General features: G+C 53.2%; 16 protein-coding genes. 2 read left to right on the top strand and 14 right to left on the bottom strand.

Features of this window, described 5'->3' with window-relative positions; translation table 11 throughout:
* Nucleotides 1–261: 261 nt before the first annotated feature.
* From ACLHV8_RS07550 to yceD, 13 genes are all read right to left on the bottom strand, one after another.
* A complete protein-coding gene (locus ACLHV8_RS07550) occupies nt 262–1,056 on the bottom strand; it encodes a metal-dependent hydrolase (protein WP_208594628.1) in 795 nt (264 codons plus the stop codon).
* A gap of 10 nt (nt 1,057–1,066) precedes the next feature.
* Nucleotides 1,067–2,071, bottom strand: coding sequence for a DNA polymerase III subunit delta' (gene holB / locus ACLHV8_RS07545; RefSeq protein WP_208594629.1), 1,005 nt, complete (start codon nt 2,069–2,071; stop codon nt 1,067–1,069).
* A complete protein-coding gene (gene tmk, locus ACLHV8_RS07540; RefSeq protein ID WP_208594630.1) occupies nt 2,068–2,709 on the bottom strand; it encodes a dTMP kinase in 642 nt (213 codons plus the stop codon). The genes holB and tmk overlap by 4 nt, the downstream gene beginning before the upstream one ends.
* Nucleotides 2,699–3,721, bottom strand: a complete 1,023-nt coding sequence (yceG, locus tag ACLHV8_RS07535; RefSeq protein WP_208594631.1) for a cell division protein YceG — start codon at nt 3,719–3,721, stop codon at nt 2,699–2,701. Before yceG ends, tmk begins: the two co-directional genes overlap by 11 nt.
* Entirely contained in the window at nt 3,718–4,533 is an 816-nt protein-coding gene (gene pabC / locus ACLHV8_RS07530; RefSeq protein ID WP_208594632.1) for an aminodeoxychorismate lyase, read from the bottom strand. Before pabC ends, yceG begins: the two co-directional genes overlap by 4 nt.
* A 119-nt stretch (nt 4,534–4,652) precedes the next feature.
* Nucleotides 4,653–5,894: a beta-ketoacyl-ACP synthase II gene (gene fabF, locus ACLHV8_RS07525; RefSeq protein ID WP_008500794.1), complete on the bottom strand. Its 1,242-nt coding sequence runs from the start codon at nt 5,892–5,894 to the stop codon at nt 4,653–4,655.
* Between the two features lie 89 nt (nt 5,895–5,983).
* Nucleotides 5,984–6,220, bottom strand: a complete 237-nt coding sequence (gene acpP / locus ACLHV8_RS07520; RefSeq protein ID WP_003857954.1) for an acyl carrier protein — start codon at nt 6,218–6,220, stop codon at nt 5,984–5,986.
* A gap of 154 nt (nt 6,221–6,374) precedes the next feature.
* The gene (gene fabG, locus ACLHV8_RS07515; RefSeq protein WP_028019048.1) at nt 6,375–7,109 is read right to left on the bottom strand and encodes a 3-oxoacyl-ACP reductase FabG; all 735 of its coding nucleotides are present in this window, start codon (nt 7,107–7,109) and stop codon (nt 6,375–6,377) included.
* 12 nt (nt 7,110–7,121) lie between these two features.
* Nucleotides 7,122–8,051: an ACP S-malonyltransferase gene (gene fabD / locus ACLHV8_RS07510; protein WP_028019049.1), complete on the bottom strand. Its 930-nt coding sequence runs from the start codon at nt 8,049–8,051 to the stop codon at nt 7,122–7,124.
* Nucleotides 8,052–8,066: 15 nt separating this feature from the next.
* Nucleotides 8,067–9,020, bottom strand: a complete 954-nt coding sequence (locus ACLHV8_RS07505) for a beta-ketoacyl-ACP synthase III (protein WP_028019050.1) — start codon at nt 9,018–9,020, stop codon at nt 8,067–8,069.
* A 6-nt stretch (nt 9,021–9,026) separates the two neighbouring features.
* Complete coding sequence (gene plsX / locus ACLHV8_RS07500; protein ID WP_028019051.1) at nt 9,027–10,061, bottom strand: phosphate acyltransferase PlsX; 1,035 nt, start codon at nt 10,059–10,061, stop codon at nt 9,027–9,029.
* A gap of 80 nt (nt 10,062–10,141) precedes the next feature.
* Nucleotides 10,142–10,315 (bottom strand): 50S ribosomal protein L32, encoded by a 174-nt coding sequence (gene rpmF / locus ACLHV8_RS07495; protein ID WP_003857964.1) that lies wholly within the window; start codon nt 10,313–10,315, stop codon nt 10,142–10,144.
* 16 nt (nt 10,316–10,331) lie between these two features.
* Entirely contained in the window at nt 10,332–10,853 is a 522-nt protein-coding gene (yceD, locus tag ACLHV8_RS07490; protein ID WP_014883375.1) for a 23S rRNA accumulation protein YceD, read from the bottom strand.
* Nucleotides 10,854–10,993: 140 nt separating this feature from the next.
* Here yceD and ACLHV8_RS07485 point away from each other — a divergent pair, with 140 nt between their 5' ends.
* On the top strand, nt 10,994–11,578 hold the full coding sequence (locus tag ACLHV8_RS07485) for a Maf family protein (protein ID WP_208594633.1): 585 nt from the start codon (nt 10,994–10,996) through the stop codon (nt 11,576–11,578).
* A 51-nt stretch (nt 11,579–11,629) separates the two neighbouring features.
* Here ACLHV8_RS07485 and rluC read toward each other — a convergent pair whose 3' ends face one another.
* Nucleotides 11,630–12,577 carry a 23S rRNA pseudouridine(955/2504/2580) synthase RluC gene (rluC, locus tag ACLHV8_RS07480; protein WP_208594634.1) on the bottom strand — a complete coding sequence of 316 codons (948 nt, stop codon included), beginning with the start codon at nt 12,575–12,577 and terminating at the stop codon, nt 11,630–11,632.
* Between the two features lie 573 nt (nt 12,578–13,150).
* Between rluC and rne the strand changes: the two genes are divergently transcribed.
* Nucleotides 13,151–16,267, top strand: coding sequence for a ribonuclease E (gene rne / locus ACLHV8_RS07475; protein ID WP_208594635.1), 3,117 nt, complete (start codon nt 13,151–13,153; stop codon nt 16,265–16,267).
* The last annotated feature ends 37 nt before the right edge of the window (nt 16,268–16,304 follow it).

The following is a 16,304-nucleotide window of genomic DNA, read 5'->3' as shown; positions in this document are numbered from 1 at the left end:
CGCTTTCACGCATTGGCCCGGGGGGAGTACCGTGCCGTGGACGGGACATCTAAGCGCCCTTTATTTATTACACAGAGTAAAATAATTCCCTCTGGGTTTGTTTGACGGCTATCACGTTTCAGCTTAAGGCGGTCGAAAAACTTTCAGTTATTTACAAAAAGCATGTCTGGATGTGTCTAAAAACACCCTCACCGCCCCAAATGAGGCGGTGAACTTTACTCGTTTTATTTATTAATTACGAGCCTAAAAAAAACAGGTGTATCAAACAGATTGCAGGCGGGCTGGGTCGATATGGAACAGCGTAGAGAAGTTTTCGGTCGTGATGCGGGCCAGCTCTTCAATACTGACACCTTTAAGCACGGCCATGTACTCAGCTACATCTCTCGTCATGGCTGGCTGGTTCTCTTTACCGCGATGCGGTACCGGTGCCAGATAAGGAGAGTCTGTTTCCACCAGAATGCGATCGAGCGGAACATAACGCGCAGCATCACGGAGCTGCTCTGCATTACGGAACGTCACGATCCCAGAAAACGAAATATAAAACCCCAAATCAAGCAGTTTACCCGCCGTTTCTCTGTCTTCTGTGAAACAGTGTAGTACGCCACCACAATCCGTCACGTTTTCTTCCCGGAGGATCGCCAGCGTATCGGCACGCGCATCGCGGGTATGAACAATGACCGGCTTGTTAAGTTCGCGGCCAATGCGGATATGATGGCGGAAGGACTCCTGCTGGCGAGATTTAGTTTCAGGTGTGTAGAAATAGTCCAGCCCTGTCTCACCCATCGCAACGACACCCTCTTCCGCCGCCAGACGACGTAAGTCCTCAACGTCGTACGCCTCGTCCTGATTCAACGGATGCACGCCGCAGGAGAACACCACGTTATCGCGAACGCCCACCAGCTCACGCATGGAGCGGTAGCCCGGCAGCGTGGTTGCTACCGCAAGACAGAATTTCACATCGCGGGCGGCGGCTTTCGCCAGCACGTCATCCACGTTTTTATGCAGAGATTGATAATCCAGGCCATCAAGATGGCAGTGTGAGTCGACTAAAAACATAATGTCTCTCTCAGAGATGGGAAACAGGCGGTGTGATGCATGGTTGCAGGTAATGTTCAATACGCAGTAACTGGTCGGTCAGTAACAGCTCGCGATTAAGACCAGTGACTGTCAAAAGCTGTTCACGGCTCTGGCAAACCTCATGAAGGATAGCGTGCAGAACCGTACCTGAGAGGCCGTTTGCCAGTGTGTTCACCAGCGGCCACACATCCAGGTTGGTCAGCAGCGTTGCACCTTGCTGGATCTTAAGTGCATCCAGAAGTAAGGAGGCCAGCCAGTGCAGACGTTCAACGGCCTGATCGCTATTCAGTGCAGGCAGTAAACTTAGCCAGTCATGGGTGTTGAGTGAAGCGTCGACTGCCTTACAGAGCGTCTCTCGCTGCGACCAGACATCAGGTTGCAGCAGTGCCAGAGCTGCAGCAGGCGCACCGCTGCTCAGACGCAATGCGGCCAGCGCACCATTTTGTGACATTGTCACCTCTCGCTCCAGCCAGCTTAACGCCCACGATTCCTGAGGCACTGCAAGGTGATGAAGCCGACAACGACTGCGCAGCGTCGCCAGTAATCGTCCCGGGTCACGGCAAGAGAGGAAGAACCACGTTTTTTCCGGCGGCTCTTCCAGGGTTTTCAAGAGTGCGTTCGCTGCCGCCTCAGTAAGCAGTGTGGCGTCTTTAAGCCAGACCACTTTTGCGCCGCCCAGTCGCGCGTGTTCGTACAATTTTTCACTGACTTCACGCACGGCATCAATACCCAGCGTGTTTTTGCCCTTCTCAGGCTCAAGCGTGTAGTAGTCAGGATGCGTGCCCGCCTGCATCAGCTGACAGCCACGGCATTTACCACAGCTCTTGTGCCCTTCCGGTTGCTGGCACATCAGAAAACGGGTGATGGCATAAATCAACGCATCATCCCCCATCCCTGGCAACGCCTGAATCAGTAACGCATGATGCCCCCGACCCGCCTGATAGCTGCCGATCAGCTGTTCAAAGTGTGGGCGCAACCATGGATACCATTTCATGCCTGCTGCTCCCGAAGCCACTGCGTCACGGTTTGCTGAATAGAGCGGGTAACCTCTTCCAGAGATTGGGTCGCATCAATAGTGCGAATAGAACTATCCTGCGCTGCCAGCTCCAGATAACGCGCACGAGTGCGGTTAAAGAAGTCGAGAGATTCCTGCTCAATACGGTCCAGTTCACCGCGCGCACGGGCACGTTTCAGACCCACTTCCGGGGTCACATCCAGATAGAGCGTCAAATCGGGACGAAAATCACCGAGCACGGCATTACGCAGCGTGGCCAGCATCGTCTGGTCAATACCACGCCCACCCCCCTGATACGCCTGAGTCGACAGATCGTGACGGTCGCCGATGACCCACTTGTCCTCGGCCAGGGCGGGTTTGATCACCGTCTCAACCAGCTGAACGCGCGCCGCGTAAAACATCAAAACTTCAGCTTTGTCCGTGATAACTTCATCGCCAACGGATTTAATATCCAGCACCAGGCTACGCAACTTCTCAGCCAGTTGCGTACCGCCCGGCTCGCGGGTAAAGACCATGTCCGCAACCCCGAGCGCGTTGAGTGTATCAACCACCACGTTGCGAGCGGTGGTTTTACCCGCCCCTTCGAGTCCCTCAATGACAATGTATTTACTGCGCATTTTTTTCCTTAAGTGCCTTCAGATAGTCCTGAACAGAGCGATTATGGCTGGCAAGGTTGGTGTTAAAGGTATGCCCCCCTTTTCCATCAGCCACAAAATAGAGATACGGTGTTTTAGCCGGATGTGCGGCCGCACGCAGAGAAGCTTCACTTGGTGTGGCAATCGGGCCTGGCGGTAACCCGCTAATCACGTAGGTATTATACGCCGTTGGCGTCTCAAGATCTTTTCTCGAGATCTTACCCGCATAACTCTCTCCCATGCCGTAGATGACAGTAGGGTCGGTTTGCAGACGCATACCGATGCGCAGACGGTTGATAAACACCGATGCAACCCGATCGCGCTCGGCCGCGACGGCCGTCTCTTTCTCTATGATTGAGGCCATCGTGACAAACTGGTTTTGATCTTTATATGGCAGCCCTTCCATTCGCCCTTCCCAGGCGGAATCCACCGCGGTGACCATTTTTTTATGTGCCCGCTTCAAAATCGCCACATCGGTCGTGCCTGCCGTGTACATCCAGGTGTCTGGCCAGAACCAGCCTTCCACCCATTCCGGGTGTTCAAACTTCAGCGCGTCAGCCACCGTCTGATAGCTATCGTCTTTTAACGTATGTTTGATATACGGCGCGTCACGCAGCTGTTTGAGATAATCGCTCAGGCGCATCCCTTCCACAAAACGCAGAGGGAATTGAGCCTCTTTACCGCTTTCCAGCAGTTGCAGCATGTCTCTGACGGTCATGCCAGGTGTAAAACGATAGGTACCGGCTTTGAAATGCGACAGCTCAGGTTCGATACGCAATAACCACTGGAAGACACGCGGACGGTTAATGATTTTATCGCTGTAAAGCTGTTCACCCAGCGCCAGACGTCCGGTTCCTGCTTTAAGGGTAAATATTGTCTCTTCTTTGATCAGAAGCTTGCTGTCCGCCAGCTGACGAACCTTCCACACTCCGACTCCGCCAGCAATAGCCAGCACAACAACCAGGAGCAGGATAAAGCGCAACATTTTCTTCATGACGTTCTGGTTTGCTCACATAACGGGGCTAAAAAATGATACAGCTCGCGTGATGACCAGCGATGTTGGCCGCAGGCGCGAACAGGTACAACTGGCATTAACGCATTACAGACAACGACCTCTTCTGCTGTTATCAGCGCATTCTCAGCTGCGTTAACTTCGACAACGCGAAAACCAGAGTGTGCCAGTTGCTGTAGACAAAACTGGCGCATAATGCCATTTACGCCAGCCTGATCAAGCTTCGGCGTAAAGACATCGCTGCCCTGCCGCCAGAATAAATTAGCCGCACAGCATTCAGTAATGAACCCTTCGCTGTCAAGGACCAGGGCCTCGTCTGCGTCTGACTGGTCAAGATGAGCACGAATCAAGACCTGCTCAAGACGGTTAAGATGTTTTATTCCGGCTAACGCAGGGTTTCGCCCAAGGCGTACCGGGCTTAATTCAAGCGTGATACCGTCATGACGCCAACGTTCATAATGTGAAGGATATGCAGAAACGGAGAGGATCCGCACCGGATGCTGGCAGCTCGCGCCACTGTAGCCCCGGCCACCACTACCACGGCTGATGATCACTTTCAGCACGCCGCTGGAGTGCCCTTTTGCCCATTGAGCCATCTCGCCGGCAAGGGTGTCCCAGTCCGTGAAAGGGATCAGCAGTTTTTCACAGGCACCCCGCAATCGTCGGATATGCTCTGCAAGTAAACAGACATCGCCATGATGAATGCGCGCCGTGGTGAAGCAGCCGTCACCAAACTGAGTCGCCCTGTCGCTTGCAGGCAGCGTGTCCTGCTCAAGGCCATTGATTAGAAACATACTGGCTCCTTATGCGTGGTCGTACAGTCTGGCAAGGTGAATAACATCGGACAAGGGGATAAAACCGAATAAAAAAGGTCCGACAAGCGGACCTTTTTATCGCCATCAGGCAGTCAGGCTCAGACCTTTTTAAAAATCAGGGAACCATTCGTACCACCAAAGCCGAAGGAGTTACACAGGGTGTACTCCATGCCACTGACCTGGCGCGCTTCGTGAGGAACGAAGTCCAGATCGCAACCTTCATCCGGGTTATCCAGGTTGATGGTTGGCGGAACAGCCTGATCGCGCAGGGCAAGAATGGAGTAGATAGACTCTACTGCACCCGCCGCGCCCAACAGGTGGCCGGTCATGGACTTCGTGGAGCTCACCAGTACGCGGCTGGCAGACTCGCCGAAGATAGACTTAACAGCCTGAGCTTCCGCTTTATCGCCTGCTGGCGTAGAAGTGCCGTGCGCGTTAACGTAGCCAATCTGTGCCGGGGTAATACCCGCGTCACGAATCGCGTTCTCCATAGCCAGCGCAGCACCTGCGCCGTTCTCTGGAGGCGACGTCATGTGGTAAGCATCGCTACTCATACCAAAGCCAACGACTTCAGCATAAATTTTCGCGCCGCGTTTTTTAGCATGTTCGTACTCTTCCAGCACGAGCATACCCGCACCATCACCCAGTACGAAACCATCACGGTCTTTATCCCACGGACGGCTTGCCGCCTGAGGGTTATCGTTGCGGGTAGACAGCGCACGCGCGGCACCGAAACCACCCACACCCAGCGGGGTACTGGCTTTTTCAGCACCACCCGCAACCATAGCATCTGCATCGCCGTACGCAATGATACGCGCGGCCTGGCCGATGTTATGCACGCCGGACGTACATGCGGTCGCGATAGAAATGCTTGGCCCACGCAGGCCAAACATGATGGTCAGATGACCCGCCACCATGTTAACAATCGTGGACGGAACAAAGAACGGGCTGATCTTACGCGGGCCACCATTCATCAGAGATGTATGGTTTTCCTCAATCAGGCCAAGACCGCCAATTCCGGAGCCAATAGCGGCACCGATACGGGTTGCGTTCTCTTCCGTAATTTCAAGACCAGAATCCTGCATGGCCTGAACGCCAGCGACAATTCCATATTGAATGAAGGCATCCATCTTGCGCTGTTCTTTACGCGAGATGATCTCTTCACAGTTAAAATCCTTTACTAAGCCAGCAAATTTCGTTGCATAGGCGCTAGTATCGAAATGGTCGATTAGGCTGATGCCGCTCTGACCGGCAAGGAGAGCTTTCCAGGTGGACTCTACGGTATTGCCGACAGGAGACAACATGCCAAGTCCGGTCACAACTACACGACGCTTAGACACGTTTGTCCTCCAGGGAGGGATAAAAAAGGGATTCGTGGGACAAAAAAGATAAAACTCAGGCGGTCGAATGACCGCCTGGAGATGTTCACTTACGCCTGGTGACCGTTGATGTAATCAATGGCAGCCTGAACGGTGGTGATTTTCTCAGCTTCTTCGTCCGGAATCTCAGTATCAAACTCTTCTTCCAGAGCCATTACCAGCTCAACGGTGTCAAGAGAATCTGCGCCCAGGTCTTCAACGAAGGAAGCGGAGTTCACAACTTCTTCCTGCTTAACGCCCAGCTGTTCGCCGATAATTTTCTTAACGCGTTCTTCGATAGTGCTCATACTCTTAAATTTCCTATCAAAACTCGCTTTCGCGATGGTTTTCGTAGTGTATAAAATGTTGAAAAATTTGCAACTAAATCCCGGCAGTTCTTACCACGATTTTACGTTATTTTGAGGCCAATCCCTACAATAACGCAAATATTTTTCATCGTGATTAAACCATGTACATCCCGCCGTTGACGTGGAGGGTCTCACCAGTGATGTAACCCGCTTCGTCAGAGGCTAAAAATGCAACCGCACTGGCAATTTCTTTAGGGTCACCTAAGCGACCTGCAGGAACTGCTGCCAGTGTACCCGCACGCTGTTCTTCAGTCAGCGCACGCGTCATGTCCGTTTCAATAAAGCCCGGAGCAACAACGTTCACAGTAATACCGCGAGACGCGACTTCACGCGCCAGCGACTTACTGAAACCAATCAGACCTGCTTTCGCCGCAGCGTAGTTAGCCTGACCAGCATTTCCCATGGTACCAACCACAGAACCGACAGTGATAATACGACCATGACGCTTTTTCATCATAGCGCGCATTACCGCTTTTGACAGACGGAATACAGATGACAGGTTGGTTTCGATAATATCGTTCCACTCGTCGTCTTTCATTCGCATTAACAGGTTATCACGAGTGATCCCGGCATTGTTTACCAGAATATCCACTTCGCCGAACTCTGCGCGAATATTTTCCAGAACAGATTCGATGGATGCAGGTTCAGTCACATTCAGTACCAGACCTTTACCGTTTGCACCCAGATATTCGCTGATGGCCTGAGCGCCATTCTCGCTGGTTGCTGTACCAATCACTTTCGCGCCGCGCGCAACCAGTGTTTCAGCAATTGCACGCCCGATACCGCGGCTTGCACCCGTCACCAGGGCGATTTTTCCTTCAAAACTCATGGTATTCCTCTTTTATTGCGAGAGTGCCGCTGACATCGCTTCTGGCTCGTTAATCGCCGAAGCTGTCAGGGTGTCAACAATACGTTTTGTCAGACCGGTGAGGACTTTACCTGGACCGACTTCATACAGATGCTCAACGCCCTGTGACGCCATAAACTCAACGGTTTTGGTCCACTGTACCGGGCTGTAGAGCTGGCGAATCAACGCGTCACGGATAGCGTCCGGCGCTGTTTCGCATTTCACATCGACGTTATTCACAACGGAAATTGTCGGTGCGTTAAACGTAATTTTTTTCAGCTCAACCGCCAGTTTGTCGGCAGCAGGCTTCATCAGCGCACAGTGTGACGGCACGCTCACTGGCAATGGCAGAGCACGCTTCGCGCCCGCGGCTTTACAGGCAGCACCCGCACGTTCAACCGCTTCTTTATGACCGGCGATAACCACCTGGCCCGGCGAGTTGAAGTTAACCGGAGAAACGACCTGACCTTCGGCTGATTCTTCACAGGCTTTCGCAATGGCGGCATCATCAAGGCCGATGATGGCAGACATGCCACCCGTGCCTTCTGGTACGGCTTCCTGCATGAATTTACCGCGCAGTTCCACCAGACGTACCGCATCAGCAAACGCGATCACACCGGCACACACCAGCGCAGAGTATTCACCCAGGCTGTGACCCGCGAGCAGCGCTGGCGCTTTACCGCCCTGCTGCTGCCAGACACGCCACAGCGCAACGGATGCAGTCAGCAGCGCTGGCTGAGTCTGCCAGGTTTTGTTCAGTTCTTCAGCCGGCCCCTGTTGAGTCAGTGCCCACAGATCATAACCCAGTGCATCTGAAGCTTCACGGAAAGTCTCTTCAATTACCGGATAATTTGCTGCCATTTCAGACAACATCCCTACGGTTTGAGATCCCTGGCCCGGGAATACAAAAGCAAATTGCGTCATTTTTTATTCCTTATCCTAGAAACGAACCAGCGCGGAACCCCAGGTGAACCCACCACCGAAGGCTTCAAGCAAGACCAGTTGGCCCCGTTTAATTCGTCCATCACGTACCGCTTCATCAAATGCGCACGGTACCGATGCCGCAGAGGTGTTGCCGTGACGATCCAGCGTCACCACAACGTTATCCATCGACATGCCCAGCTTTTTAGCGGTCGCGCTGATGATTCGCAGGTTCGCCTGATGCGGCACCAGCCAGTCGAGTGCGGTGCGTTCAAGGTTATTGGCTTCCAGCGTCTCGTCGACAATGTGCGCAAGCTCAGTCACCGCTACCTTGAAGACTTCATTACCCGCCATTGTCAGGTAAATGGAGTTATCCGGGTTAACGCGATCGGCGTTAGGCAGCGTCAGCAATTCACCGTAGCTTCCATCGGCATGCAGATGCGTGGAGATGATGCCCGGCTCTTCGGACTGGCCCAGCAGTACCGCACCCGCACCATCACCAAAAATAATGATCGTACCGCGATCGGTTGGATCGCAGGTACGCGCCAGAACGTCAGCACCAATGACCAGCGCATATTTCACGGCACCGGATTTTACATACTGATCGGCAACGCTCAGCGCATAGGTGAAACCTGCACACGCAGCAGCGACGTCAAACGCCGGACAGCCCTTAATGCCGAGCATGTTTTGCACCTGGCACGCCGCGCTTGGGAAAGCATGCGTGGCTGACGTCGTGGCGACCACGATCAGGCCAATCTCTTCTTTATCGATGCCCGCCATTTCGATAGCACGCTGTGCGGCTTCGTAACCCATGGTGGACACGGTTTCGTCTGGCGCGGCGATACGACGTTCACGGATACCTGTGCGCGTGACAATCCACTCGTCAGACGTATCTACCATTTTTTCCAGATCGGCGTTGGTACGCACTTGTTTTGGCAGGTAGCTGCCGGTACCTAAAATCTTCGTATACATGTACGCTCAGTCACTTTTAGCTAATACAGATTCCAGGCGAGCGGCAATCCGCTGAGGGACTTGTCGCTGCACCGCCTGCACTGCCTGTTCAATCGCGACAGCAAATGCTCGCTGATTGGCGGCGCCATGACTCTTAATCACGATGCCGCGCAATCCTAACAGACAGGCGCCATTATACTGGTCGGGGTTGAGGTGACTGAATCGCCGCGTCAGACTTTTTTGTAACCAACGCTTCAATAAAATCAACCACCAGGCGCTTTTTTTGCCTTCTCCTTGAGATTTCAGCAGAGAAAGAAACATGCGCACGACCCCTTCCATGGTTTTTAACGTTACGTTTCCGGTGAAGCCATCGCACACCAGAACATCCGTTTTACCCGTCAGCAACTCATTGGCTTCGAGATAACCAATATAGTTGATGGAAGGAACCTGTTTGAGCAATTCTGCAGCTTCGCGAATGCTGTCCAGGCCTTTGGTCTCTTCTTCACCAATGTTCAGTAACGCAACACGGGGATTGTTGATCCCGACCACTTCTTCTGCCAGCACCGAACCCATCACGGCAAACTGAGCCAGCATTGTACTATCACAGTCGACATTAGCGCCCAAATCGAGCACCACTGTCTTGCCCTTCTGTTGATGCGGTAATACCGTCACCAGCGCCGGGCGCTCAATACCCTCAATAGGCTTGAGCAACAATTTCGACAGCCCCATCAGCGCACCGGTATTTCCCGCACTGACGCAAGCCTGCGCTCGCCCTTCTTTCACCAGCTCAAGCGCCATCCGCATTGAGCTACCACGGCTATTGCGAATCGCCTGCGAGGGCCGGGCATCACTGGCAATAACTGACTGCGCAGGAATAATCTGCAGACGCGAACGTTGTTCAAAGTCAGCTTTTGCAAGTAATGGCGTGATTGTGTCGGGATTGCCGACTAAAAGAAGTGTGAGTTGCGAATTAGAATTCAGTGCCTGCAATGCTGCAGGCACTGTCACAGAAGGGCCAAAATCTCCCCCCATGACATCTAACGCCAGGGTTAGACGTGTCAAGGTATCGTCGCAGCCTGGTTCGGTAAATTCCCCGTTTGCACGGGGAAATCCTCACTAAGCTTCATCACGCTTGCGCGTGATTACTTAGTGATAACCTTGCGGCCGCGGTAGAAACCGTCAGCGGTGATGTGGTGACGCAGGTGTTTCTCACCAGAAGTCTTGTCTACAGACAGGCTGGTAACTGCAGTCAGCGCGTCATGGGAACGACGCATGCCACGTTTGGAACGGGTTGGTTTATTCTGTTGTACGGCCATGGACCTTACTCCTCAATTACTTACGCTTTAAGCTGGCTAATACGGCAAATGGGTTTGGTTTTTGCGCTTCATCAGGCAGTTCCCCAAAGACCATGTCCGCCTCGGACACTTCACAGTGTTCAGAATCATGCACCGGAACCACTGGCAAGGTGAGGATGATTTCATCTTCAACCAGAGCCAGAAGATCGATTTCACCGAATTCGTTAACCTCAATCGGCTCATACGCTTCCGGGAGTGCTTCAGCCTGTTCGTCAGAACGAACCGGACTGAAACAATACGTTGTGTGAACATGCTGTACAAACGGTTTCCCGCAACGCTGACACTCGAGCGTTACCGTTACCTTTGCATCACCGGTTAAAACGGCGAGACGCTGGTTATCGATAGCGAACGACATGGAGCATTCTACATCACTGTCCACACTGACTACGGATTCGGCAATACGCTCGGCCTGATCGGAAGTATAGATACCTTCGTAATCGAGGCGTTTTTGAGCCGTACGAACCGGATCAAGAGTCAGGGGTAATTTTACCTTTTGCATAGGGCGCGCATATTAACTTTGTAACGTCATATAGTCAAAGAAAAAGGCAACCTGGGCTGCCTTTTGCCAATTATTCGCACACATTGCGGCCTGTAGTTTAAAATGGCTGGCATCGATACGCTATATCTGGTGATAAAAATATGCCAAATCTCGTACTTGCTTCCACTTCTCCCTACCGCCGAATGCTGCTGGAAAAGCTCGGGATCCCGTTTGAATGTGCTGCACCAGACGTTGATGAGACGCCACAGCCTGGCGAATCACCGCGTCATCTGGTGACGCGTCTTGCTAAGGAGAAAGCACAATCGCTCGCCGCATATTATCCTTCGCATTTGATTATAGGCTCCGATCAGGTTTGCGTGCTTGACGGCGTTATCACCGGGAAACCTCATACCGAAGAGAATGCCATTCAGCAGTTGATGAGCGCACGCGGTAATATCGTCACCTTTTATACGGGCCTGGCGCTGTACAACTCTGCCTCTGGCCATCTGCAAACGGAGTGCGAGCCTTTCGATGTGCACTTCCGCCATCTCAGCGAGCAAGAGATTGTGGATTATGTGCGTCGTGAGCGACCGCTGAACTGTGCGGGGAGCTTTAAAAGTGAAGGATTGGGGATTGCGCTGTTCGACAAACTCGAAGGTCGAGACCCGAACACGCTGGTTGGGTTACCGCTGATTGCCTTGTGTCAGATGTTAAGGCGAGAAGCGTGTAATCCGCTGACGTCGTGATAAAACCGTTGCGTCCTGGTGCCCCTCACAGAGAGAGGGCACCAGGCAAAATCAGCCGCGCAGAACTTTCAAACAGCGTTTCAACTGCTCATCCAGCGGTGCTTCAATACGGATGGTTTCGCCCGTATTTGGATGAGTAAACTTCAGCGCTGCCGCATGCAGGAACAGACGAGACAGCCCCGTGCCCGCCAGCTGCTTATCGAACTCCCGATCGCCATAGCGATCATCAAACGCGATAGGATGGCCTGCAAACTGGGTATGCACGCGGATCTGGTGGGTACGACCGGTCACCGGACTGCAGCGCACCAGTGTGGCAAACTCATAGCGCTCTTCAACTTTGAAACGCGTCTCTGACGGTTTCCCTTCCTGGCTCACGCGGACAATACGCTCGCCGCTTTGCAGAATGTTTTTCAGCAATGGCGCCTGCACCACTTTCACATGGGACTGCCACTGACCGCGAACCAGCGCCAGATAATCTTTCTGCATCCCTTTTTCACGCAATTGCTCATGTAAAGAACGCAGTGCAGAGCGTTTTTTCGCCACCAGCAGTACGCCGGACGTGTCACGGTCAAGGCGGTGCACCAGTTCGAGGAAACGCGCCTCCGGACGCAGGGCTCGCAGCCCTTCAATCACGCCGAAGCTCAGACCGCTACCACCATGAACAGCAGTACCTGACGGTTTATTTAGCACCAGAATGTAGTCATCCTCATAAAGGATCACATCGCTCAGGGCCGCGACTTTTTGTAGCTTAGGTGAAACGACCTCTTCTTCACGTTCTGCAACGCGCACTGGCGGAATACGCACTTCATCGCCAGCTTCGAGCTTATACTCAGGTTTCACGCGCTTTTTATTAACCCGCACTTCACCCTTACGCAAGATACGGTAGATCATACTCTTTGGCACACCTTTCAGTTGAGTGCGCAAAAAGTTGTCGATACGTTGCCCCGCTTCATCTTCGGCGATGACAACCATTTTTACGGCTGGAGTCTCTGTTTTCATGGTTGGCGATTCTAAATATCGTCAGCCATTAGCGCCACTCATTTTTCTATGCTTATATTTACTTTTATCCGGCCTGTCCCCCCGTTTCACGCAACCGATTTGGTGGTTATTAAACCAATCACCATTCAGAAGTGAAGAAACTGTGAGTAACCGGGTGATAATTGGTAAAAGTCATCTTGCTATAACCCGGCGAGCAGTGGAATAATGAATCCGTTTTCCGTGTTTAATCCAGGTTTTGTAAGGATGTTGACGGAATGACCAATTTTGTCTGACCGATCATCCACGCAGCAATGGCGTAAGACGTATTGATCTTTCAGGCAGTTAGCGGGCTGCGGGTTGCAGTACTTCCCGGTATAAGGATTGTTCTCTGGAGAGTTCTACCCAGGCAATTCCCCTGATAATTGCGCTGTGTTTCCGTATGAAATACAGGCAACCGACACTCTGCGCCTCTTAAGCGAGCGACAACCGTGAGGTTGGCGACGTGAATAGACACGAGGCCATCGGTTCATACCCCGGAAAGCGTCACCTTGCCCGCAGCTTTGTCGTCAATGTAAGAATAACGAGTAAGTTACGATGAAAAGAATGTTAATCAACGCAACTCAGCAAGAAGAGTTGCGTGTCGCCCTTGTGGATGGGCAGCGCCTGTACGATCTGGATATCGAAAGTCCTGGACACGAACAGAAAAAAGCGAACATTTACAAAGGTAAAATCACCCGCATTGAACCAAGCCTTGAAGCTGCATTTGTCGATTACGGTGCTGAGCGTCACGGTTTTCTCCCTCTGAAAGAAATCGCCCGCGAATATTTCCCTGCAAACTACAACTCCCATGGCCGTCCAAACATCAAAGATGTTCTGCGTGAAGGTCAGGAAGTTATCGTTCAGATTGATAAAGAAGAGCGTGGCAATAAAGGCGCCGCACTGACTACCTTTATCAGCCTGGCAGGGAGCTATCTGGTTCTGATGCCAAACAACCCGCGCGCGGGTGGTATCTCTCGCCGTATCGAAGGTGATGACCGTACCGAGCTGAAAGAAGCGCTGGCTAGTCTCGAATTGCCTGATGGCATGGGGCTTATCGTGCGTACTGCAGGCGTAGGTAAATCAGCCGAAGCATTGCAGTGGGACCTGAGTTTCCGTCTGAAGCACTGGGAAGCCATCCAGAAAGCAGCGGAAAGCCGCCCTGCTCCATTCCTGATCCACCAGGAAAGCAACGTTATCGTGCGTGCCTTCCGTGATTACCTGCGTCAGGACATCGGTGAGATTCTGATCGATAACCCGAAAGTGCTTGAGCTGGCGCGCCAGCACATTGCCGCATTGGGTCGTCCGGATTTCACCAGCAAAATCAAACTGTACACCGGTGAAATCCCGCTGTTCAGCCACTATCAGATTGAATCCCAGATTGAGTCAGCGTTCCAGCGTGAAGTGCGTCTGCCATCCGGTGGTTCTATCGTTATTGATACCACTGAAGCGCTGACAGCTATCGATATCAACTCCGCGCGTGCAACACGCGGCGGCGACATCGAAGAGACTGCCTTCAATACCAACCTTGAAGCCGCTGATGAAATCGCCCGCCAGCTCCGCCTGCGCGACCTGGGTGGTCTGATCGTTATCGACTTCATCGACATGACCCCGGTTCGTCACCAGCGCGCGGTTGAAAACCGTCTGCGTGAGGCGGTGCGTCAGGACCGTGCGCGCATCCAGATTAGCCATATCTCGCGTTTCGGTTTGCTGGAGATGTCCCGTCAGCGTCTGAGCCCGTCACTGGGTGAATCCAGCCATCACGTCTGCCCGCGTTGCTCCGGCACCGGTACCGTGCGTGATAACGAATCTCTGTCCCTCTCTATCCTGCGTCTGATCGAAGAAGAAGCACTGAAAGAGAACACCAAAGAGGTTCACGCCATTGTTCCTGTGCCAATTGCGTCCTACCTGCTGAACGAAAAACGTGCAGCGGTAAGTGCCATCGAAGCACGCCAGGGTGGCGTTCGCTGCATTATCGTGCCAAACGATCAGATGGAAACCCCGCACTATCACGTGCTGCGCGTCCGTAAAGGCGAAGAGACAACCACGCTCAGCTACCTGCTGCCGAAGCTGCATGAAGAAGAGATGGCTCTGCCTTCCGATGAAGAGCCTGCCGAGCGTAAACTGCCAGAGCAGCCTGCGTTAGCGACCTTTATCATGCCTGAAGCACCACCTGAAACGGCGCTGGAAAAACCTGCTGCAAAACCTGCGGCACAGAAATCAGCAGTCACAGTGGAAAAAACCCAACCGGATCAACCAGGTCTTCTGAGCCGCTTCTTTGGCGCATTGAAGAAAATGTTTGCCGGCGAGGAAGCACAGCCAGAGCAGCCGAAAGAAGAGCCAAAAGCGGCCAAGCCTGAGCGTCAGCAGGACCGTCGTAAGCGTCAGAACAATCGCCGCGATCGTAATGACCGCAACGACCGTAATGACCGCAGCGAGCGTCGTGACAACCGTTCAGACAACGGTGAAGGCCGTGAACAACGTGAAGACAACCGTCGCAACCGTCGCGAGAAACAACAGCAAAATGTTGAAGATCGTGAAATTCGCCAGCAGGCGGGCGATGAGTCTGAGAAGAGCAAACAGCGTGACGACCAGCAGCCACGTCGCGAGCGTAACCGTCGTCGTAACGACGAGAAACGTCAGGCGCAGCAGGAAGTCAAAAACCTGAACCGCGAAGAGCCTGTTGAACAGCAGGACGGTGAGCAGGAAGAACGGACTCAGGTTATGCCGCGTCGTAAGCAGCGTCAGCTTGCGCAGAAAGTACGCTTCACCTCCGAAGCTACCGAAGAGTCAACCATTGTCACCGCTGAAACAAGCGAGAACACAACCGGTACCCAACTGGCAAAAGTTGATCTGCCGGCTGTGGTAGAAAACACGGTTGAGCAGGATGAGAACGGTGAAAACCGCGATAATGCCGGTATGCCGCGTCGTTCACGTCGTTCTCCACGCCATCTGCGCGTCAGTGGTCAGCGTCGCCGTCGTTATCGTGATGAGCGTTACCCTGCCCAGTCGCCAATGCCATTAGCCGTGGCATGCGCATCACCTGAAATGGCATCCGGTAAAGTCTGGATCCGCTACCCGGTCGCTCGTCCGGAGCAGGTTGTGGAACAACAGGTGGTGACAGAAGAGTTGATTGCGCCAGTCGCAGCAGTGGAAGAAGCCGTAGCTGAAGCAGCCATCGTGGTTGAACCGCAAGCTATTGAGGTAGAAACCCCGCATGCCGTGACGGTAGAAACCACGCATCCGGAAGTGATTGCCACCCCGGTTGATGCTGCACCGCAGCTGATTGCTGAAGAAGATACCGTAGTGGCAGAAGAGGTCGCGGAAGAAGTACAGCCTGCTGCTGCTGTTGAAGATACCGCTGAAATCGTGGCCGAAACCGTCACTGAAAATGTGGTTCAGGATGTTGAGATTGTCGCTGAACCTGTTCGTGCAGCCGAAGAAGTGAAAGCACCTGAGGTGAAACCGGAGCCGGTTGTGTCTACGCCAGCTTCTGCCCACGTGGCGACAGCTCCTATGACGCGCGCTCCGGCACCTGAGTACGTGCCTGAAACCCCGCGTCACAGTGACTGGGTACGCCCTGCTTTCAATTTCGAAGGCAAAGGCTCAGCAGGTGGTCATAGTGCAACGCATCAGGCGACTGCACCGGCGACTCGCCCGCGCTCTGTCGAGTAACGGCATCAAGTAAAAAGCCGACCTCCGGGTCGGCTTT

The organism is Enterobacter sp. CPE_E863, from assembly GCF_046521465.1.
Classification (GTDB): domain Bacteria; phylum Pseudomonadota; class Gammaproteobacteria; order Enterobacterales; family Enterobacteriaceae; genus Enterobacter; species Enterobacter adelaidei.
This window is presented reverse-complemented; position numbering and strand designations above follow the sequence as displayed.

Coding starts and splice junctions, on each gene's coding strand:
- ACLHV8_RS07550 (WP_208594628.1), bottom strand. CDS start 1,056: ATGTTTTTAGTCGACTCACACTGCCATCTTGATGGCCTGGATTATCAA.
- holB (WP_208594629.1), bottom strand. CDS start 2,071: ATGAAATGGTATCCATGGTTGCGCCCACACTTTGAACAGCTGATCGGC.
- tmk (WP_208594630.1), bottom strand. CDS start 2,709: ATGCGCAGTAAATACATTGTCATTGAGGGACTCGAAGGGGCGGGTAAA.
- yceG (WP_208594631.1), bottom strand. CDS start 3,721: ATGAAGAAAATGTTGCGCTTTATCCTGCTCCTGGTTGTTGTGCTGGCT.
- pabC (WP_208594632.1), bottom strand. CDS start 4,533: ATGTTTCTAATCAATGGCCTTGAGCAGGACACGCTGCCTGCAAGCGAC.
- acpP (WP_003857954.1), bottom strand. CDS start 6,220: ATGAGCACTATCGAAGAACGCGTTAAGAAAATTATCGGCGAACAGCTG.
- fabG (WP_028019048.1), bottom strand. CDS start 7,109: ATGAGTTTTGAAGGAAAAATCGCCCTGGTGACGGGTGCAAGCCGCGGT.
- fabD (WP_028019049.1), bottom strand. CDS start 8,051: ATGACGCAATTTGCTTTTGTATTCCCGGGCCAGGGATCTCAAACCGTA.
- ACLHV8_RS07505 (WP_028019050.1), bottom strand. CDS start 9,020: ATGTATACGAAGATTTTAGGTACCGGCAGCTACCTGCCAAAACAAGTG.
- rpmF (WP_003857964.1), bottom strand. CDS start 10,315: ATGGCCGTACAACAGAATAAACCAACCCGTTCCAAACGTGGCATGCGT.
- yceD (WP_014883375.1), bottom strand. CDS start 10,853: ATGCAAAAGGTAAAATTACCCCTGACTCTTGATCCGGTTCGTACGGCT.
- ACLHV8_RS07485 (WP_208594633.1), top strand. CDS start 10,994: ATGCCAAATCTCGTACTTGCTTCCACTTCTCCCTACCGCCGAATGCTG.
- rluC (WP_208594634.1), bottom strand. CDS start 12,577: ATGAAAACAGAGACTCCAGCCGTAAAAATGGTTGTCATCGCCGAAGAT.
- rne (WP_208594635.1), top strand. CDS start 13,151: ATGAAAAGAATGTTAATCAACGCAACTCAGCAAGAAGAGTTGCGTGTC.